The sequence below is a fragment of the Brucella sp. JSBI001 genome (genome assembly GCF_026014005.1).
Classification (GTDB): Bacteria; Pseudomonadota; Alphaproteobacteria; order Rhizobiales; family Rhizobiaceae; genus Brucella; species Brucella anthropi.
In genome coordinates this window covers 4,319,680-4,337,012 of the sequence record NZ_CP110339.1, presented here as the reverse complement: position 1 = coordinate 4,337,012, position 17,333 = coordinate 4,319,680, and the positions used below count along the sequence as shown (strand labels likewise).

Sequence of the window (17,333 nt, the reverse complement as noted above, 5' to 3'; positions counted from 1 at the left end):
GCATATATATTTGAGAAAATCGATGACGATTTCCCTAACGTGACGTCTTGCATCCGCCGTGCGGCATTTCTGCGACGATGCGTAGGGCCAGAAATCTGAATGGAGTTTTGAATATGATGGCCGACTTGCCTTCCCAGATGACTGCTATCGAAATCTCCGAACCGGGCGGAGCCCATATGCTTCGACCCGTTCAGCGCTCGGTGCCTGAACCCAAGGAAGGTGAAATTCTGGTGCGGGTACGCGCCGCCGGGGTTAACCGACCGGACGTCCTGCAGCGACAGGGACAATATGCGCCGCCACCCGGCGCATCGGATATTCCGGGACTGGAGATTGCCGGTGACATTGTTGCCATGGGCAGCGGGGTCAAGCGGTTCAAGACCGGCGATCAGGTGGTCGCACTGCTGGCGGGCGGCGGCTACGCTGAATATGCCGTCGCGCATGAAACCAACGCACTGCCCTTGCCTGCCGGCTATGGCTACATCGAAGCGGCGGCGATCCCTGAAACTTTCTTCACCGTCTGGCACAATGTGTTCGAGCGCGGCGGGCTGAGGAAGGGCGAGGTTTTTCTGGTTCACGGCGGCTCGTCCGGTATCGGCACGACGGCTATCCAGCTTGCAAAGGCATTTGGTGCGACCGTCATTGCAACGGCGGGCTCGAAAGAAAAATGCGAAGCCTGCCTGAAACTCGGAGCAGATCGCGCCATCAATTACGGGCAAGAGGATTTTGTCGAGGTCGTAAAGGAAGTGACCAGGGGCAAAGGCGCCAATGTGATTCTCGATATGGTCGGCGGCGATTATGTTGACCGCAATTACAAGGCTGCAGCCGAGGATGGCCGCATCGTGCAGATTGCTTTTCTCAACGGCGCGAAGGCCACGGCCAATTTCGCAATATTGATGACCAAGCGTCTGACCCATACCGGCTCCACGCTGCGTCCGCGACCGGTTGACTTCAAGGCTGGCATTGCGCGGGAACTGGAGACAAAAGTCTGGCCGCTTCTGGCGCAACGACGCGTCGCGCCGGTGATGGACATGATCTTTTCGCTGAAAGATGCCTGGCGTGCGCATGAACGCATGGAGGAGGGAAGGCATATTGGCAAGATTGTGCTCGATATCGCTTAAGCTTCAGAGCCATTCTTGCTCTGGCGACAAAAAAACGATATATAGGCCGTGATTTCCCGGAAATTGTGGTTTTGCCCACGTCCCGCGCCACCGGAGCGGACGAACAGAAGGATTATATCTAATGGCCACCCAGCTTCTTATGCCGAAGGCAACGGCCGTTTGGCTTGTCGATAATACGGCGCTGTCTTTTGACCAGATTGCCGCTTTCTGCAAGCTGCACCCGCTGGAAGTGAAGGCTATTGCCGACGGTGAAGCCTCTCAGGGCATCAAGGGTCTGGACCCGGTCATCACGGGTCAGATTTCGCGCGAAGAGATCGCGAAGGGTGAAAAAGATCCATATTATCGCCTGAAGCTTTCCGAACCGAAGGTTCGCGTGCCGGAAGCCAAGCGCAAGGGCCCGCGTTACACGCCGCTTTCCAAGCGTCAGGATCGCCCGAATGCGATTCTCTGGCTGGTGCGCAATCACCCCGAGCTGAAGGATGCCCAAGTTTCACGTCTGATCGGTACGACCAAGTCGACCATCGAACAGATTCGCAATCGTTCGCACTGGAACTCGGCAAATCTGACGGCGATGGACCCGGTAACGCTTGGCCTTTGCTCGCAGATCGATCTCGACATCGAAGTCGAACGCGCCTCCCGCAACCGTCCGGCAACACCGGAATCGGATAGCACTTTGCTGCCAGCCTCCGCGACCGAGAATTTCGACTATCGTGACGAACAGCCTGCAGAAGAAGAGCTCGACGCGGACAAGGTTTTCGCCAAGCTCTCTTCGCTCAAGAGCTCGACGCCGGACGAAGAAGAAGAAGAATAGTCGGGACGGGAAACCGTTTTACCGAGATGCAAAAAAGCCCGGCTTCATAGCCGGGCTTTTTTGTTGGCTCAAGCTGCGGCCTTGCTTCCGGCAATGGGTGTTGTGGCAATCGAGTTTTTCAAGGCATCAGCAGAGCGTCCTGCCACGCCTTGTTAAGAAAAGCGCCGATCTGATCCAGTCTGATCGAAACGCGCTCTAATCGGATCAAGATAAGAAATCAGCCTGTGGTTGATATACCGGTATGAGCACTTCGCATTTTCAGGCGCACGCACCCTGCTCCCCCAACATCTGCGCAATATAAAAGAGAATTATAATATAAATAGATATTTTATAAGTATAAGTAAAATATAATAGAGCTTAAACGGCTTTTTAAGGCATTGACTGCTAGCATCCTTTGATGAAATAACAGGATTATTTTAAAAATAGTGACCATGATTCCGACTTTTATTATGAGCTGGAAAATGATGTTTCACTATATTGTTGATTAGAGATGTCTTTTTGCGCGTTGCAACGCGCTTTGCCAAGGGGCCTTACGGCATGAACGATTGCTGCTTTGCTGGAAAATTCCGCGACGAGAACACCCGGACCCTCGTTTCTCGGGAAGTGTTGATTTTCGCTGAGAACTGACCCGGTTTGGGGCGATATTTCCATTGAGAAGTGACCCATGTTTGAACCTTCCCTCGTGCGTTTTCAGCGAGGGCTATGGAGTGATCGACATGGCATTATTGAGCGTCATCCGGCGCTGGCATTTCCGGGATCAACTATCGATCCGAGAGATTTGCCGCCGTACGGGCTTATCCCGGAACACCATTCGCAAATATCTTCGTCTCGGTAACGTGGAGCCGAAGTTTCAGGTTCCCGAGCGACCAAGTAAACTCGATCCATTTGCCGACCGTCTGGTAATCTGGCTGAGAACAGAGGCAAAGAAGTCTCGTAAGCAGAAACGTACGATAAAGCAGTTGCATGCGGACCTCGCCGCCCTTGGCTATGAAGGTTCCTATGGCCGTGTGGCCGCCTTTGCGCGGGAATGGCGCGCTGATCAGCACCAACAGCAGCAGACAGTAGGCCGAGGGACCTTTGTGCCGTTGAGCTTTGAACCGGGTGAGGCCTTCCAGTTCGATTGGTCGGAAGATTGGGCTATCATCGGCAGTGAGCGAATGAAGTTGCAGGTTGCTCATACCAAGCTCAGCTATTCGAGAGCCTTTATTGTACGCGCCTATCTCCTGCAGACACATGAGATGTTGTTTGACGCCCACAACCATGCCTTCCGGGTATTCGGTGGCGTTCCTCGACGCGGAATATACGATAACATGCGCACGGCCATCGACAAGGTTGGACGTGGCAAGGAGCGTGACGTCAATATACGCTTTCAGGCCATGGCCAGCCATTATTTGTTCGAGCCTGAGTTCTGCAACCCTGCTTCCGGCTGGGAGAAAGGACAGGTCGAGAAGAATGTCCAGGATGCCCGCCACAGGCTTTGGCAACCTATACCGCGTTTTCCATCACTGAACGCCTTGAATGACTGGCTGGAAGAGCGTTGTAGAGCCTTCTGGTCAATGACGCCCCATGGAAAGGTGCGCGGTACTATCGCCGATGCCTGGGCGGAAGAAGCACAATCGCTCATGCCAGCCTCCCGACCTTTCGATGGCTTTGTCGAATACACCAAGCGCGTATCGCCGACCTGCCTCGTCCATCTGGAGCGCAACCGGTATAGCGTTCCGGCGTCTTTCGCCAATCGCCCAGTCAGCCTGAGGGTTTATCCAGATCGTGTTGTCGTCGTCGCGGAAGGCCAGGTCATCTGTGAGCATTTGCGCATCTTTAACCGCTCACATCAAGGACCCGGGCAAACCGTTTATGACTGGCGACATTACCTGGCCGTCGTGCAACGAAAGCCCGGTGCTCTTCGCAATGGCGCTCCTTTCACCGACCTTCCAGAAGCCTTTCGCACACTCCAGCTATATCTCCTGAAGAAGCCGGGAGGCGACAGAGAAATGGTCGATATTCTCGCTCTTGTTCTTCAGCACGACGAACAGGCCGTGCTGGTGGCCGTCGATATGGCGCTGAAGTCCGGCGTTCCGACGAAGACCCATATCCTGAATCTTCTTCATCGTCTGGTGGATGGCAAATCCTTTACGCCGCCCGAGATCAATGCACCGCAGGCACTCACGCTCAGCAATGAGCCCAAGGCCGATGTCGAGCGCTACGATACCTTAAGAAAGAAGGAAACCCGTCATGCGTCATAATCCAGCAAGCGGTGCCATTGTCATCATGCTCAAGCAACTCAAAATGCATGGCATGGCGCAGGCCGTCGGTGAACTAACTGAACAAGGATCGCCGGCATTCGAGGCCGCCATTCCAGTTCTCTCGCAGCTCCTCAAGGCAGAAACGGCAGAGCGTGAAGTCAGATCGGTCGCGTATCAGCTCAAAGCCGCTCGCTTTCCAGCCTATCGCGATCTCAATGGATTTGATTTCGCAAGCAGCGAGATAAACGAAGTACTGGTCCGGCAACTTCATCGAGGTGACTTTCTCGATGATGCAAACAACATCGTTCTCGTTGGCGGACCCGGTACGGGCAAGACCCATATCGCTACGGCCATCGGAGTGCAGGCAATTGAGCACCATCACAAACGGGTCCGCTTCTTCTCAACCGTCGAACTGGTCAATGCGCTGGAGCAGGAGAAAGCTCAAGGCAAATCCGGACAGATCGCTAATCGGCTCATCTATTCCGATCTCGTCGTTCTCGACGAGCTCGGATACCTGCCATTCAGTGCGTCTGGTGGTGCGCTTCTATTCCATCTGCTGAGCAAACTCTACGAGCGCACGAGCGTCATTATTACCACCAACCTCAGCTTCAGTGAATGGGCGAGCGTATTCGGGGACGCAAAAATGACCACTGCGTTGCTCGACAGGCTCACCCACCATTGCCACATCCTGGAAACCGGAAACGACAGCTTCCGTTTCAAAAACAGTTCAGCGCATGAACCCCAAAAAGCAAAGGAGAAAACCGGAACCTTGACCAATACCGCAGACCCAAACAATACTTAAAGAGCGGGTCAAATCTCGGTGGAAAAACCGGGTCAGTTCTCAGCGAAAATCAACACAACCGGGTCGGCCTCGACAATTCAAACAGCCTGACGGCGCGTCTTGGCCTTGCTGCAAACTACCGCAACGACTGGACGGGTGAAGACGGCCTCATGGTCAACACCTCGGTCTATGGTGTCGCCAACCTTTACCAGTCCTTCCTTGGCGGAATGCGTATCAACGTGGCCGGTGTTGATATCGACACCGACAATGACAAGACCTGGGCAGGCATCGGCGCCGGTGGCACCTATGCATGGGCGGACCAGAAATACGCCGTCTATGGTGAGGGCTCGATCAACACCTCGCTCAATCACTTCGCTGACAGCTATGCTCTTAAGGCAACCGTCGGCTTCAAGTTGAAGTGGTAAGACCCAGGCTTGGGCTACGAGCTCTGCAATCTGAGGCTCCCGAAACTCCAATGGAGGACTGGGAGCCTCACTTTGAATGCCAGAAAGGAAAGACCGATGGCGACCTTTGTTGACGCGGGAGATGACCTTATCCGGTCCGAGCCGTTCGTCGATCTGAGGTGGCGGCCTGGCACGCGCCTGACCATATCCAAGATTTGTACTGCCGGCATTTGCCCCTCTGATCGAGGATATTTCTGGACAGTTGCCTACGCTGAAAGCTTTGCTGTAGTTCGCAGGCATCAGCACGGCCGGCATCGTTAGCATCGCGTAGTACGGGGTGCCCTGTATTGAGAGCGTGATCATCGCAACGGACAAGGTTGCGCGGGGCCGCGGATTGATTTCCATACTTGAATTCAACACCAGCCAGTCAGGATAAAACCATGACCGATATTGAACACCTTCATCAATTGATTCTGAACCTTGCAGCGCGTCTGCAAGCAACCGAGGCGATAGCCAATGCGGCGATCTCGATGGTTTGCGCCATAGATGAAAAGAAGGGTGGCGCCCGGGAAAAGTTCCTCAAGGAAACCTTTCCGCTTCTTCTGCTGAATGCCGCTAATGCGCCGTCTCAAGCGACCAAGCCGGAACTGGACCAATGGCTGCGCCAGCGTGAGCAGGACTTCCTCAACGAGGATTTGAGCAAGATCACAGCCCAGATTGAGCAACTGCGTGGGCAAACGAAAGCTACTGTCAATTAGAGCGTATCTCGAAAAGTGTGAAGCGGCTTTCGGACAAGATGCGCTTTAAAATAAACAAAGTGTCGATCTGAATCGATCAAATCGAAACGCGCCCTAACCCATTCGCCAGTCGCATGGAACTTCCACCATCGTCTGTATGCGATGAAAACAATCAAGTGTCCCTGGCATTCATTACAGGGGCGCATCAAAACAATATTTTCACAAAGGCATTTCTATGAACTATCGTTATTCGTTCTTCTCCGCCGCCGCATTCTTGGCTCTCACGGCAACAGCTTCCGCAGCGCCGTTACCCGGAGGCGCCAGCACCCTCACAGAAACCTATCAGGACTGGTCCATCTCCTGCCAGGCGCAGAAAGAGAGCACAAACTGCATCATGAACCAGATGCAGAACTCCTCCCAGACTGGCCAGCGTGTCCTGACGGTCGAACTGCGCAATGTCGCTGGCGGCAAGGTTGAAGGCGTGCTTTTGATGCCGTTTGGATTGAATCTGGCGAAGGGCGCCACATTGAAGATCGACGAGGGAGAAGCACCGGCGCTCACCTTCTCGACCTGCCTGCCGCAGGGTTGTCTGGCGCCACTTTCTTTCGATGCCAAGCAAGTCGGTAAGCTCAAGACGGCAGCTAATCTCAATATCACTGCCACCGCACTTGAACCCAGCCAGCCAGTCGCTTTCAAGGTCTCGCTCAAAGGTTTTGGAAGCGCTCTTGATCGCATTGCCGCTCTGACGAAATAAGCCGGGTTCAAAAATTCCTCTCTAGTTTCGCGCGTCGATCTGCTTCAAGCATATCGGCGTGCGAAGCAGAGCCGTTCCACATATTCTGAGTGTGACACCGGTAGAAACAGCAGCAAGGACGCGGATTCAAAGATCAACCGAACGGGCATTTTGCCATATCTGTCGACCGTCAACGTTAGCCAGATCGCTTCAGAACCGAACTCATTTGAAAGTTCATACAATTCATTCTGCTCGGAAAGCGGTAGAAGAGCCAGTCCCAAAACGGCTTAGCGGTCATCTTGGGCTTGGAAGGCAATGATCAGTCTTTAAAAGCGTTATATTCGCTCAGTTCCATGAGGCGGTAGAAATCGCCCAGCGTTTTGCCGCGTTCGGCCCGGAAGAGGCGGCCTGCGTCGCTGGCCTCAACGATACGGTCGGTCCGGAATGTGCGGAAAGCATTGCGCAATTCGCACCAGCCGATAACCGTCCAGACCTTACCCCAGAACCACAGACCAAGCGGGCGAATATCACGCTCGCTTTCGCGCGATTCCAGATCTCGATAGCGGATATTGAGTACATTGCCCTGATCGACGGCGCGTTCCACCGCGTCGATGATGCGGCGTTCGTCCATGCTGATGCGGGCAGTTGGCGCATGTATCTGGGTGCTCGTGATGCGCGCGCGTTCTTCCTTGGGCAGAACAGCTTCGATCTTCACCAGAGCCTCTTCTGCACCACGCGCCATGGAAACGCCGCCCCAGGCGCGGATGAGGCGCGCCCCGGCAACCAGAGCGACGATTTCATCGCGCGTGAACATAAGCGGCGGGAGTTCGAAGCCCTGCCGCAGAATATAGCCGACACCGGCTTCGCCATCGATGGGGACGCCAGTCGACTGCAGATCGGAAATATCGCGATAGATGGTGCGTTCGGAGACTTCCAGCCGCTCGGCCAGCTGGCGCGCGGTGACGAGCCTGCCACCGCGCAGGTGCTGAACAATCTGGAAAAGGCGGTCTGCACGGCGCATTCCGTTCTATTCTCCGTTGCAGTATTTGGTGTTACGCTGTTCCAGATAGCGATCCGGCCAGCCCAGATCCTTGCGCAGGTCTTTCGGCAGTCCGTCGATCACACGCTCGGTGCGAATGAAACGACGGCGTTCATCATGCCTGCGCCTGTATTCCTTCAAAACTGCGATCAATGGTGCGATTGCGAGTGCCATGGTGAAATCTCCCTCATCCTTGGATACGCAGTATCGCACACCCCTCCTGACAGCTTTCTGTCAGGAGCAAATCCTTATTTCATTATCTTCCTAATATAGCGAAGCCGCAACATCATGCCTTATAGCGTGGTGCTGCTGTATAGCTGAGGGGCAGGCGTCCACCATCCGCATAGATGGTCTGGCCTGTTACATAGCTCGCATCCCGCGATGCCAGAAACGACGCTATCGAAGCAATTTCAGAGGCTTGGCCTATGCGACCGAGTGGTGTTCTTGATAAAATCCTGTTGCGGGCATCGGCGTCTGTGTTTACGGCGGAAAGCATGTCGGTCTCGATGGAGCCGGGGCCGATGGCATTGACGCGAATCCCCCAACGGGCGAGCGCTACTGCCATGGTACGTGTCAGCTGGTTCAATCCGCCCTTGGAAACGGAATAGGCAAGCTGTTCCGGTAGACCGAAGATTGCGTTGACAGATGACATGTTGATGATCGTGCCTGGATCACCGCCCGATTCGACTCGCTCCACCATGCGTTTTGCCACGGCCTGTCCGCACAGAAACGCGCCTTTGAGATTGACACGCATGACACGGTCAAAATCCTCTTCCTTGAGGTCAAGGAAATCCGCCTGATGCACGATACCCGCGTTGTTGACGAGAATATCAACCTCACCCAGATTGGTGATGGTGAAGGTCAGGAGATTGTGGACATCGAGCTTATCCCCCACATCCGCCGCCATATGGCGAACCGGGCCGAATTGCTCCAGATCCTTGGCTGCGCGCATGGCGGCGGCGTTGTCGATATCGGACAGGACTACGCTTGCGCCATCCATCAGGAAGCGCTTTGCTATGGCATAGCCAATACCGCGGGCAGCGCCGGTGACAATTGCCACCTTGCCTTCTAATTGCATGATCGATCTCCAATTTGCATGGAGAGTGGACCGGCGGAAACCGCCGGTCAATAGTCGGGACGGTTAAGATCAGGCGAAGGCGAGACCGGTGTGACGCTCGCGCAGAACGGTGCTGATTTCGTCCAGAATAGCCGGATCGTCAATTGTGGCCGGCATCTTCCATTCTTCGCCGTCGGCAATCTTCTGAATGGTTGACCGTAGAATCTTGCCGGACCGCGTCTTGGGCAGACGCTTTACGGTCAGCGCCAGCCGGAAGGCTGCAACGGGTCCGATGACGTCACGCACCATGCTGACGCATTCCTTCTCGACCTCTTGCGGATCGCGGTCGATGTTGGATTTCAGCACGAGGAAGCCGCAAGGCACCTGACCTTTAACCGGGTCGGAAATACCAAGCACCGCACATTCGGCAACATCGGGATGGCTGGAGAGTACCTCCTCCATCGCCCCGGTCGACAGGCGATGGCCAGCGACATTGATGATGTCGTCAGTGCGGCTCATGATGTAGAGATAGCCATCTACATCCATGTAGCCGGCATCGGCGGTTTTATAGTAGCCGGGGAACTCGTTCAGATAGGCTTTGCGGAAACGCTCATCGGCGTTCCAGAGTGTTGGCAGGCAACCGGGCGGCAGGGGCAGCTTGATGAGAACATTCCCGAGCTGGCCGCGCTCGACCTCGTGGCCTTCATCGTCCAGCACGCGGATATCGTAACCCGGAAGACAGACAGCGGGTGAGCCGTATTTGGTTTCGAGAAGACCGAGGCCGAGCGGATTGGCGACCATCGGCCAGCCGCTTTCCGTCTGCCACCAGTGATCGATCACCGGGCAGCCCAGCAGATTTTCTGCCCAGTGGATCGTGTCGGGATCGGCGCGTTCGCCAGCGAGATAAAGGGCGCGGAACTTTGAAAGGTCGTAGTGACGTACGAAATTGCCGTCCGCGTCGTCTTTCTTGATTGCACGCAGCGCCGTTGGTGCGGTGAACATCACTTCAACGCCATGTTCGGCGATGATGCGCCAGTAGGTGCCAGCATCGGGTGTGCCGATAGGCTTGCCTTCGAACAGGATGCTGGTCGCGCCATGGATCAACGGGGCATAAACGATGTAGGAATGGCCAACCACCCAACCCACATCGGATGCGGCCCACCATACTTGTCCCGGTTCCACGCCGAAGACATTCTTCATGGACCAGTCAAGCGCCACCATGTGTCCGCCATTGTCGCGCACGACGCCTTTCGGCTCGCCGGTCGTGCCGGATGTGTAGAGTACGTAAAGCGGGTCGGTAGCATCAACCGGCGTGCAGGGAACATGACGACCGCGCGCGGCATCAACGGCCTCGCGATAGTCGATGTCACGTCCTGCTACCGGTTCGTGCCGGTGCTGCTCGCGCTGCAATATGATGCAATGATCGACTTTGTGCTGCGCAAGTGAAATCGCCTTATCGAGCATGGCCTGATAGGGCACGATACGGGTAGGCTCGATACCGCAGGAACCGGCGATGATCATCACTGGCTTGGCGTCGTCAATACGGGTTGCGAGTTCAGTGGCGGCAAATCCGCCGAAGACGACGGAATGGACGGCACCGATACGGGCCGATGCCAGCATGGCGACAGCCGCTTCGGGAACCATCGGCATATAGATCAGAACGCGGTTGCCTTTCGATACACCATTGTCGAGCATGACGGCGGACAGCGCTTCCACTTCTTCCAGCAGTTCGCGATAAGTGAATTTGCGCACCTTGCCGGTGACAGGGCTTTCATAGATGAGCGCAACCTGTTCACCGCGCCCTTTGGCGACATGGCGGTCGAGCGCATTATAGCAGGTGTTGCACTGCGCACCCTTGAACCAACGTCCATAGACACCTTCGTCGCCCGCAAAAACCTGGTCCCATGGCTTGAACCAGTCGATTGCCTGCGCCGCTTCAGCCCAGAAGCGTTCAGGATCGGCCTGCCATGCGGCATAGGTTTCGGCATATTTTGAAGTCATGCTCTTCCTCCCAGAAGCACGCGCAACGCCACCCGTCGGGCGGTTGTCGCTTCCTGATTAGTCTGCTGATGAAAGCGCAAGATCGACCTGTTTTGGTCTATCTCCTCCATGCGCTTTTCATCACCTCCGCATGCAGTTTACGCCGCCCGGCGGCGGCTCGTCCATGAAACTTAAGATGAAGATGGAACCTTGTCGGTAAAAGGGTTGTGTCTGTTGCACGCATCTTGCAGCGACGACCTGTCTGCGTCACAAGGAGGCAGAGAGGTGATTTGTGACCAAAATCCTACCTGTGCTGCTTGTTCTTCTGATGGGACTGCACATCATCAAACCGCTTGGCCTGCCGGGCCTGAAGCAGCGCGGCGATTTCTGGAAGATCGCAGCGTTCGCAATATTTGCCATGGCACTGGCAGTCGGATTCCATCTCCGTGATGTTTGATTAAATTTAATAGCTAATAATTTCGACCCGATTTTGGGGAATTGTTGCGCCCGCTTTTATTTGTCATAGCACCAGTTAGTGAGACTGCATTTAGAGCGGGGATTATGAAATGCGTTTTGTCGGCAACGTTATCTGGTTTGTATTCGGTGGCGCTATACTGGCGCTGGTCTGGCTTATGGGGGCGGTTGTTTTTGCAATCTCCATTGTCGGACTGCCACTTACACGTGCTGCGCTTGAGATGGCCAAGATGTCAGCTTTTCCATTTGGAAAGACCGTAGTTCATGTACGGGAGTTGGATGGTAAGGAACTTTCCGCCACGACTGCTGCAACAGGCACTATTGGCTTTATCTTTAATATTCTTTGGGCATTTACGTTCGGCATTACCCTTTTCTTTGGCTACATCATTGCGGGCATTTTCAATTGCCTGACGATCATTGGTATTCCATTCGGTCTTCAGGCATTTAAACTGGCTGCCATCTCTTTATGGCCAGTTGGTCGCCGCGTTGTCAGTCTCGAATTGGCGGATGCGGCGAGGAATCGTAATGCATTGAAACAGCTAGATGCAATTCGCGGAACTTGATTCCGACAACAAAGGCCCGGTTGTAAACCGGGCTCTTTGCTATTCAGTAGTAAATCAGGCTGCTTTCTCTAGATCTTTTTTCCAGCCGCCGGTGGCAGCCAGACCGTTCATCTTTGCTCGATGGGCAAAAGCCCGCTGACCGGCAGCGATGTTTTCATCCTTACCGCCCCAGGCGTCCAGCGCTGCCGCCTGCAGGGCACGGCCATAGGAGAAAGTCATTTTCCACGGCATGTCGAAGCTCGCATTCATCGCAGAAAGGTGGGCGGTCGCTTCCTCACCGGTCTGACCGCCGGAAAGGAAAGCAATACCGGGCACTGCTGCCGGAACCGTGTTGCGGAAACAGCGGACAGTTTTCTCCGCCACTTCCTCGACGGAAGCCTTGCGTGCCTTTTTGCCGTCGATGATCATATTCGGCTTCAGGATCATGCCTTCCAGCCGAACGCGAGCATCGTAAAGTTCCGTAAACACCGTCTTGAGAACCCATTCCGTCACGTCATAACAACGGTCGATGGTGTGATCGCCCGGCTGGCCGTCCATCAATACTTCCGGCTCAACGATAGGGACGATGTTTGCTTCCTGGCAAAGCGCTGCATAGCGGGCGAGCGCTCGTGCATTCTGTTTCACCGCCCCCAGCTGGGCAGGCCATCGGAAATTGAGATCACTGCGCGCCATTTGGCGAAACGGGCGCCAAGTGCGTAATATTCATTGAGCCGTTCGCGCAGACCGTCCAGCCCCTCTGTGATCGTTTCACCTTCGAAGCCCGCTAGCGGCTTCGCACCCGCATCGACCTTGATGCCCGGAATCGACCCCGCCCTTCGGATGATTTCGACAAGCGGTGTACCGTCCTTGGCCTTCTGTCTTATGGTTTCGTCATAGAGAATGACGCCCGAAATATAGTTCTTCATCGCTTCGTCCGAGCGGAACAGCATCTCGCGATAGTCGCGGCGCGTGTCTTCCGTCGATGCGAGATGGATTGTGTCAAAGCGCTTCTTGATGGTGCCCGAACTTTCGTCGGCAGCGAGAATGCCTTTTCCTGCCGCCACCAGTGCAATCGCAATATCCTCAAGACGTTCAGTCATATGCAATGCTCCTTCTATCAAAGCGATGAGGAGTGTTGGTTAAAACTATGAAGAGCGCAAGTCATTGAAACGTTTGAAAGATTTTTCAAACGGTTTAGATGAGACAAGTTATCTTACGAGCGGTCAGATTGGTTATCTCAGGTTTTTCCCGAAACTCGTTTTGATATCCGCCTCTCAACCCCATGTAAGAAACCAGTGAGAAAAACCTCGCCTGTTTTCCATTGTCCAGATTTGAGGAGGAGATATGCGACGCGCCGTTTTGAGCCTGCCGTTTGTTCTGGCAGCATCAATGGTTGCCCTGCCGGTGCTGGATGTTTCGGCTGAGAGTATCAATGCCGGTGGCAGGAAGGCCGAAGCACGTGCTCCGTTTACTGCAACGTCGGTTGCCGAATTCGATACGCCCTGGGCTATCGCCTTTCTGCCCGATGGCAGACTTTTATTGACGGAGAAGGGCGGCAAGATTTTCATCGTCACGCAATCGGGTGACAAAACTGCTGTCGATGGTGTGCCGGAAGTGGCATTCAGTGGCCAGAACGGCCTGCTCGATATTGCGCCTGCCCCGGATTTCGAAAGGGTAAGGCAGTCTACTTCTCCTATAACGAACCGGCGAAGAACGGCAGCAGTGTCGTTCTGGTGCGCGCTATGCTGGATGAAGGTGACGGCAAAGCAGCGCTACAGGACAAGACCACGATCTGGAAACAGGATGCGGCGGCTCGCGGCGGACAGCCGGGCGGCATTATTGCATTTGCGCCGGACGGCAAACATCTGTTCCTTTCCGTCGGCGACCGCATGTTGCCTGCAACCGCGCAGGACGATGAGGCTCCCATGGGGAAAATTCTCCGCATGAATCTCGATGGTTCCGTGCCGAAGGATAATCCGCACGCGGATGCGGGAGGTGTACGGGCATTGACCTGGTCAACCGGCCATCGCAACCCGTACGGACTGGCCTTCGGTCCCGATGGAAAGCTCTGGGAGCACGAGATGGGCCCGCGTGGCGGTGACGAGTTCAATCTCATCAAGCCCGGTCTTAATTATGGCTGGCCTGTTGTTTCCAATGGCGACAATTATAGCGGCAGACCGATCCCGCGCCATAGCACACGTCCGGAATTCGAGCCGCCATTGGTGTACTGGACGCCGGTTATCGCTCCGGCCGGGCTTGCCTTTTACGAGGGAGACATGTTCCCCGAATGGCGCGGTTCGGCTTTGATCGGAGGGCTTTCGGTCATGTCGCTGGTGCGTGTCGTGATCGACAAGGATGGCAAGGCGGACGAAGCCGAGCGCTTTGAAATGGAAAACCGTATCCGCGATGTGGCTGTCGGTCCCGACGGGGCCATCTGGCTGATCGAGGATGACAATCCGGGACGTCTCCTGAAGTTGACCCCCAAAGCATGAAGAAAAGCCCCGGATTTCCGGGGCTTTATTTGTTCTCATACATTCTTCCGTGCAAACCGCTTCACGCTTTTGCTGGAAATGCTCTACTTCTTCAGCACATCAACGCCGGGGAGGGGCTTGCCTTCCATCCATTCGAGGAAGGCGCCGCCTGCGGTCGAGATATAGGTGAAGTCGTCGGCCACGCCAGCATGATTGAGGGCTGCGACCGTATCGCCGCCGCCGCCGACCGAAACCAGCTTGCCAGCCTTGGTGCGGGCGGCGACGTGTTTTGCGGTCTTGACCGTCGCGGTGTCGAACGGACGCAGTTCGAACGCACCGAGCGGACCGTTCCAGACAAGCGTGGCCGCATCATCGATGGCCGAGGCGATCAGATCGGTCGAGAGTGCTCCGGCATCGAGAATCATGCCGTCGCTTGGAACTGCATCGACTCCATAGGTCTTGTTCGGCGTGTCGGCTGCAAAGTGCCAGCCCACGACAGCATCGACCGGAAGGATGATCGCGCATTTGGTGGTTTCGGCCTTGGCCATGATTTCGCGGGCGGTGTGGGCCAGCTCATGCTCGCAGAGCGATTTGCCGACATCGTGTCCCTGTGCTGCCAGGAAAGTATTGGCCATGCCGCCGCCGATAACGAGCGCATCAACCTTTTCGATCAGGTTGGACAAGAGGTCGAGCTTGGTCGAAACCTTTGCGCCACCGACGATGGCGACAACCGGACGAGCCGGATTGCCAAGGCCCTTTTCCAGCGCTTCAAGCTCGGCCTGCATGCCGCGACCCGCATAGGCGGGCAGGACGTGTGCGAGGCCTTCGGTCGAAGCATGGGCGCGGTGGGCAGCCGAAAACGCGTCGTTCACATAAAGATCGCCATTGGCTGCCAGAGCCGCGACGAATTCCGGATCGTTCTTTTCCTCGCCCTTGTGGAAACGGGTGTTTTCCAGAAGCAGGACATCGCCGTCCTTCAGTGCATCAACGGCGGCCTTGGCGTGCTCGCCGATGCAGTCTTCGGCAAAATGGACACCGTGTCCAAGCACCTTGGAGAGCGGCTTCACGACATGCTTCAGCGAATTTTCGTCCGAAGCAACGCCCTTGGGGCGACCGAAATGAGCGAGCAGAATTACCTTTGCGCCTTTCCTGGAAAGCTCGGCAATGGTTGGAACGATACGCTCGATACGGGTCAGGTCGGTGACTTCGCCATTTGCCATCGGCACGTTGAGGTCAACGCGGACCAGTACGCGCTTGGACTTGACGTCGGCATCGTCGAGAGTGCGGAAACTCATGATCTTTCTCCCAGAACTGTCTTTCGGGTGCCGGTGGAGCAGGAGAGCTCAAACAGGCAGGCGCCGGAAAAGGGTTGGATAATCGGTGACAAGCCCGTCCTCGTCGACGGGCAATTCGGCGGTGAAGGTGCGGTCGGCAGCCTCGTAGCGATAGCGCCGCCCTTCCTCAAGGCAGGTATAACGCTGCTGGTCGCGCAGCGGACGGAAACTGTCGAACGGCACGTAAAGCATGTCGAGCTGAACGGTGCCGCTTTCCGGTGTGAGGCCAAGGCGGCGGATGGGCAGCGTGTTGGTGAAGGGCGTTCCTGCCAGATCGATATCGATGCAGCCATCGAACTCGGGCAATGCATCGCCAGCCATCGTGCTCCAGCGACCGTCGCCGTCGGAAACAAGCTCCAGCCGGTGCCCGGCTGTAGTTTCGATCAGGAAATGGAGGACATGCCAGACGCTGTTGCAGTCGATGCTGTAGCGCACGCCGTAGGGATTGTCTCCGCGGTCGCCAATCACCACGCTTTCAGCACGGATCGTGCGGCCGGCGGGGCCGATATTGAGATGTTCGAGCCCTTCTCCTTCCAGCGGACGCCAGCGCGCAACGGTGGGGAGAAGGGCGCGAAACATGGTCGGAGGCTTAGATCAGCTTGCCAAAGGCGACAGCGGTATCGCCCATGCGGCTGGAGAAGCCCCACTCATTGTCGTACCACGACAGGATGCGCACCATGGTGCCTTCCATGACCTTGGTCTGGTCCGTGTGGAAGACCGAGGAATGGGAGTCGTGGTTGAAGTCGTGCGAGACGAGTGGCTCATCTGTGTAGCCGAGGATACCCTTGAGGCGGCCATTGGCGGCTTCACGGATCGCGTTGTTGACTTCATCGACGGTCGTTGCGCGCTTGGCGATGAAGGTCAGGTCGACGACCGAGACGTTCGGGGTCGGAACGCGGATGGCAACGCCGTCGAGCTTGCCCTTCAGTTCCGGCAGAACGAGGCCGACAGCCTTGGCTGCGCCCGTCGAGGTTGGGATCATCGAAAGAGCTGCTGCGCGCGCGCGGTAGAGATCCTTATGCATGGTGTCCAGCGTCGGCTGGTCGCCCGTGTAGGAGTGGATCGTGGTCATGAAGCCCTTTTCGATGCCGATAGCATCGTTGAGAACCTGAGCCACCGGTGCAAGGCAGTTGGTGGTGCACGAAGCGTTCGAAATGACCAGATGATCCTTGGTCAGCTTGTCATGGTTGACGCCATAGACGACAGTCAGGTCCGCGCCGTCGGCAGGAGCCGAAACGATGACGCGCTTTGCACCAGCTTCAAGATGAAGTGCTGCCTTGTCGCGCGAGGTGAAGATGCCGGTGCATTCCAGAGCGATGTCGACGCCTTCTTCCTTCCACGGCAGTTCAGCCGGGTTGCGAACGGCATGAACCTTGATCGGGCCGTAGCCGACGTCGATGGTGTCGCCTGCAACCTTAACTTCCTTGGGGAAACGGCCATGAACGCTGTCATAACGCAGAAGATGTGCGTTGGTTTCGACCGGGCCGAGGTCGTTGATAGCCACGACCTGAATATCGGTGCGGCCCGACTCGACGATGGCGCGAAGGATGTTGCGGCCGATGCGGCCAAAACCGTTAATTGCGACGCGAACTGCCATTTTCTCTTAATC

15 protein-coding genes and 3 pseudogenes are annotated in these 17,333 nt (G+C 55.9%); 10 read left to right on the top strand and 8 right to left on the bottom strand.

What is annotated here, in order from left to right; translation table 11 throughout:
• The first annotated feature begins 113 nt into the window (after positions 1-113).
• The 7 genes and pseudogenes from LJ361_RS20800 to LJ361_RS20770 all read left to right on the top strand — a co-directional run bounded on the left by LJ361_RS20800 (position 114) and on the right by LJ361_RS20770 (position 6,848).
• Positions 114-1,118, top strand: a complete 1,005-nt coding sequence (locus LJ361_RS20800; protein WP_029376277.1) for an NAD(P)H-quinone oxidoreductase — start codon at positions 114-116, stop codon at positions 1,116-1,118.
• 121 nt (positions 1,119-1,239) lie between these two features.
• The gene (locus LJ361_RS20795) at positions 1,240-1,929 is read left to right on the top strand and encodes a DUF1013 domain-containing protein (RefSeq protein WP_010661415.1); all 690 of its coding nucleotides are present in this window, start codon (positions 1,240-1,242) and stop codon (positions 1,927-1,929) included.
• A gap of 716 nt (positions 1,930-2,645) precedes the next feature.
• Complete coding sequence (istA, locus tag LJ361_RS20790) at positions 2,646-4,172, top strand: IS21 family transposase (RefSeq protein WP_151652607.1); 1,527 nt, start codon at positions 2,646-2,648, stop codon at positions 4,170-4,172.
• Positions 4,162-4,974 (top strand): IS21-like element helper ATPase IstB, encoded by an 813-nt coding sequence (gene istB, locus LJ361_RS20785; protein WP_151652608.1) that lies wholly within the window; start codon positions 4,162-4,164, stop codon positions 4,972-4,974. Before istA ends, istB begins: the two co-directional genes overlap by 11 nt.
• A gap of 62 nt (positions 4,975-5,036) precedes the next feature.
• Positions 5,037-5,378, top strand: a pseudogene (locus LJ361_RS20780) (autotransporter outer membrane beta-barrel domain-containing protein); the annotation flags it as partial.
• 419 nt (positions 5,379-5,797) lie between these two features.
• On the top strand, positions 5,798-6,115 hold the full coding sequence (locus LJ361_RS20775; protein WP_010661413.1) for a hypothetical protein: 318 nt from the start codon (positions 5,798-5,800) through the stop codon (positions 6,113-6,115).
• 214 nt (positions 6,116-6,329) lie between these two features.
• A complete protein-coding gene (locus tag LJ361_RS20770) occupies positions 6,330-6,848 on the top strand; it encodes an invasion associated locus B family protein (protein WP_010661412.1) in 519 nt (172 codons plus the stop codon).
• Positions 6,849-7,146: 298 nt separating this feature from the next.
• Here the strand turns inward: LJ361_RS20770 and LJ361_RS20765 are convergent, their stop codons facing one another.
• The 4 genes from LJ361_RS20765 to LJ361_RS20750 all read right to left on the bottom strand — a co-directional run bounded on the left by LJ361_RS20765 (position 7,147) and on the right by LJ361_RS20750 (position 10,924).
• Positions 7,147-7,848, bottom strand: a complete 702-nt coding sequence (locus tag LJ361_RS20765) for a helix-turn-helix transcriptional regulator (RefSeq protein ID WP_010661411.1) — start codon at positions 7,846-7,848, stop codon at positions 7,147-7,149.
• Positions 7,849-7,854: 6 nt separating this feature from the next.
• Entirely contained in the window at positions 7,855-8,040 is a 186-nt protein-coding gene (locus tag LJ361_RS20760; RefSeq protein ID WP_012091315.1) for a hypothetical protein, read from the bottom strand.
• Between the two features lie 112 nt (positions 8,041-8,152).
• The gene (locus LJ361_RS20755; protein ID WP_010661409.1) at positions 8,153-8,944 is read right to left on the bottom strand and encodes an SDR family NAD(P)-dependent oxidoreductase; all 792 of its coding nucleotides are present in this window, start codon (positions 8,942-8,944) and stop codon (positions 8,153-8,155) included.
• A 69-nt stretch (positions 8,945-9,013) separates the two neighbouring features.
• Complete coding sequence (locus LJ361_RS20750; RefSeq protein WP_010661408.1) at positions 9,014-10,924, bottom strand: propionyl-CoA synthetase; 1,911 nt, start codon at positions 10,922-10,924, stop codon at positions 9,014-9,016.
• A gap of 271 nt (positions 10,925-11,195) precedes the next feature.
• Here LJ361_RS20750 and LJ361_RS20745 point away from each other — a divergent pair, with 271 nt between their 5' ends.
• Together LJ361_RS20745 and LJ361_RS20740 are read left to right on the top strand one after the other, a co-directional pair.
• Positions 11,196-11,360 carry a hypothetical protein gene (locus LJ361_RS20745; RefSeq protein WP_010661407.1) on the top strand — a complete coding sequence of 55 codons (165 nt, stop codon included), beginning with the start codon at positions 11,196-11,198 and terminating at the stop codon, positions 11,358-11,360.
• A 109-nt stretch (positions 11,361-11,469) separates the two neighbouring features.
• Complete coding sequence (locus LJ361_RS20740; RefSeq protein ID WP_010661406.1) at positions 11,470-11,940, top strand: YccF family protein; 471 nt, start codon at positions 11,470-11,472, stop codon at positions 11,938-11,940.
• A 54-nt stretch (positions 11,941-11,994) separates the two neighbouring features.
• Here the strand turns inward: LJ361_RS20740 and LJ361_RS20735 are convergent.
• Positions 11,995-13,019 (bottom strand): annotated as a pseudogene (locus tag LJ361_RS20735) (class I fructose-bisphosphate aldolase).
• Positions 13,020-13,263: 244 nt separating this feature from the next.
• Between LJ361_RS20735 and LJ361_RS20730 the strand changes: the two are divergent.
• A pseudogene (locus LJ361_RS20730) lies at positions 13,264-14,411 on the top strand (PQQ-dependent sugar dehydrogenase).
• Between the two features lie 83 nt (positions 14,412-14,494).
• Here LJ361_RS20730 and LJ361_RS20725 read toward each other — a convergent pair.
• The 3 genes from LJ361_RS20725 to gap are packed head-to-tail and all read right to left on the bottom strand — an operon-like array spanning position 14,495 to position 17,321.
• Positions 14,495-15,685, bottom strand: a complete 1,191-nt coding sequence (locus LJ361_RS20725; protein ID WP_010661403.1) for a phosphoglycerate kinase — start codon at positions 15,683-15,685, stop codon at positions 14,495-14,497.
• A 48-nt stretch (positions 15,686-15,733) separates the two neighbouring features.
• A complete protein-coding gene (locus tag LJ361_RS20720) occupies positions 15,734-16,303 on the bottom strand; it encodes a putative glycolipid-binding domain-containing protein (protein WP_010661402.1) in 570 nt (189 codons plus the stop codon).
• A 10-nt stretch (positions 16,304-16,313) separates the two neighbouring features.
• Complete coding sequence (gap, locus tag LJ361_RS20715) at positions 16,314-17,321, bottom strand: type I glyceraldehyde-3-phosphate dehydrogenase (protein WP_010661401.1); 1,008 nt, start codon at positions 17,319-17,321, stop codon at positions 16,314-16,316.
• Positions 17,322-17,333: the final 12 nt, after the last annotated feature.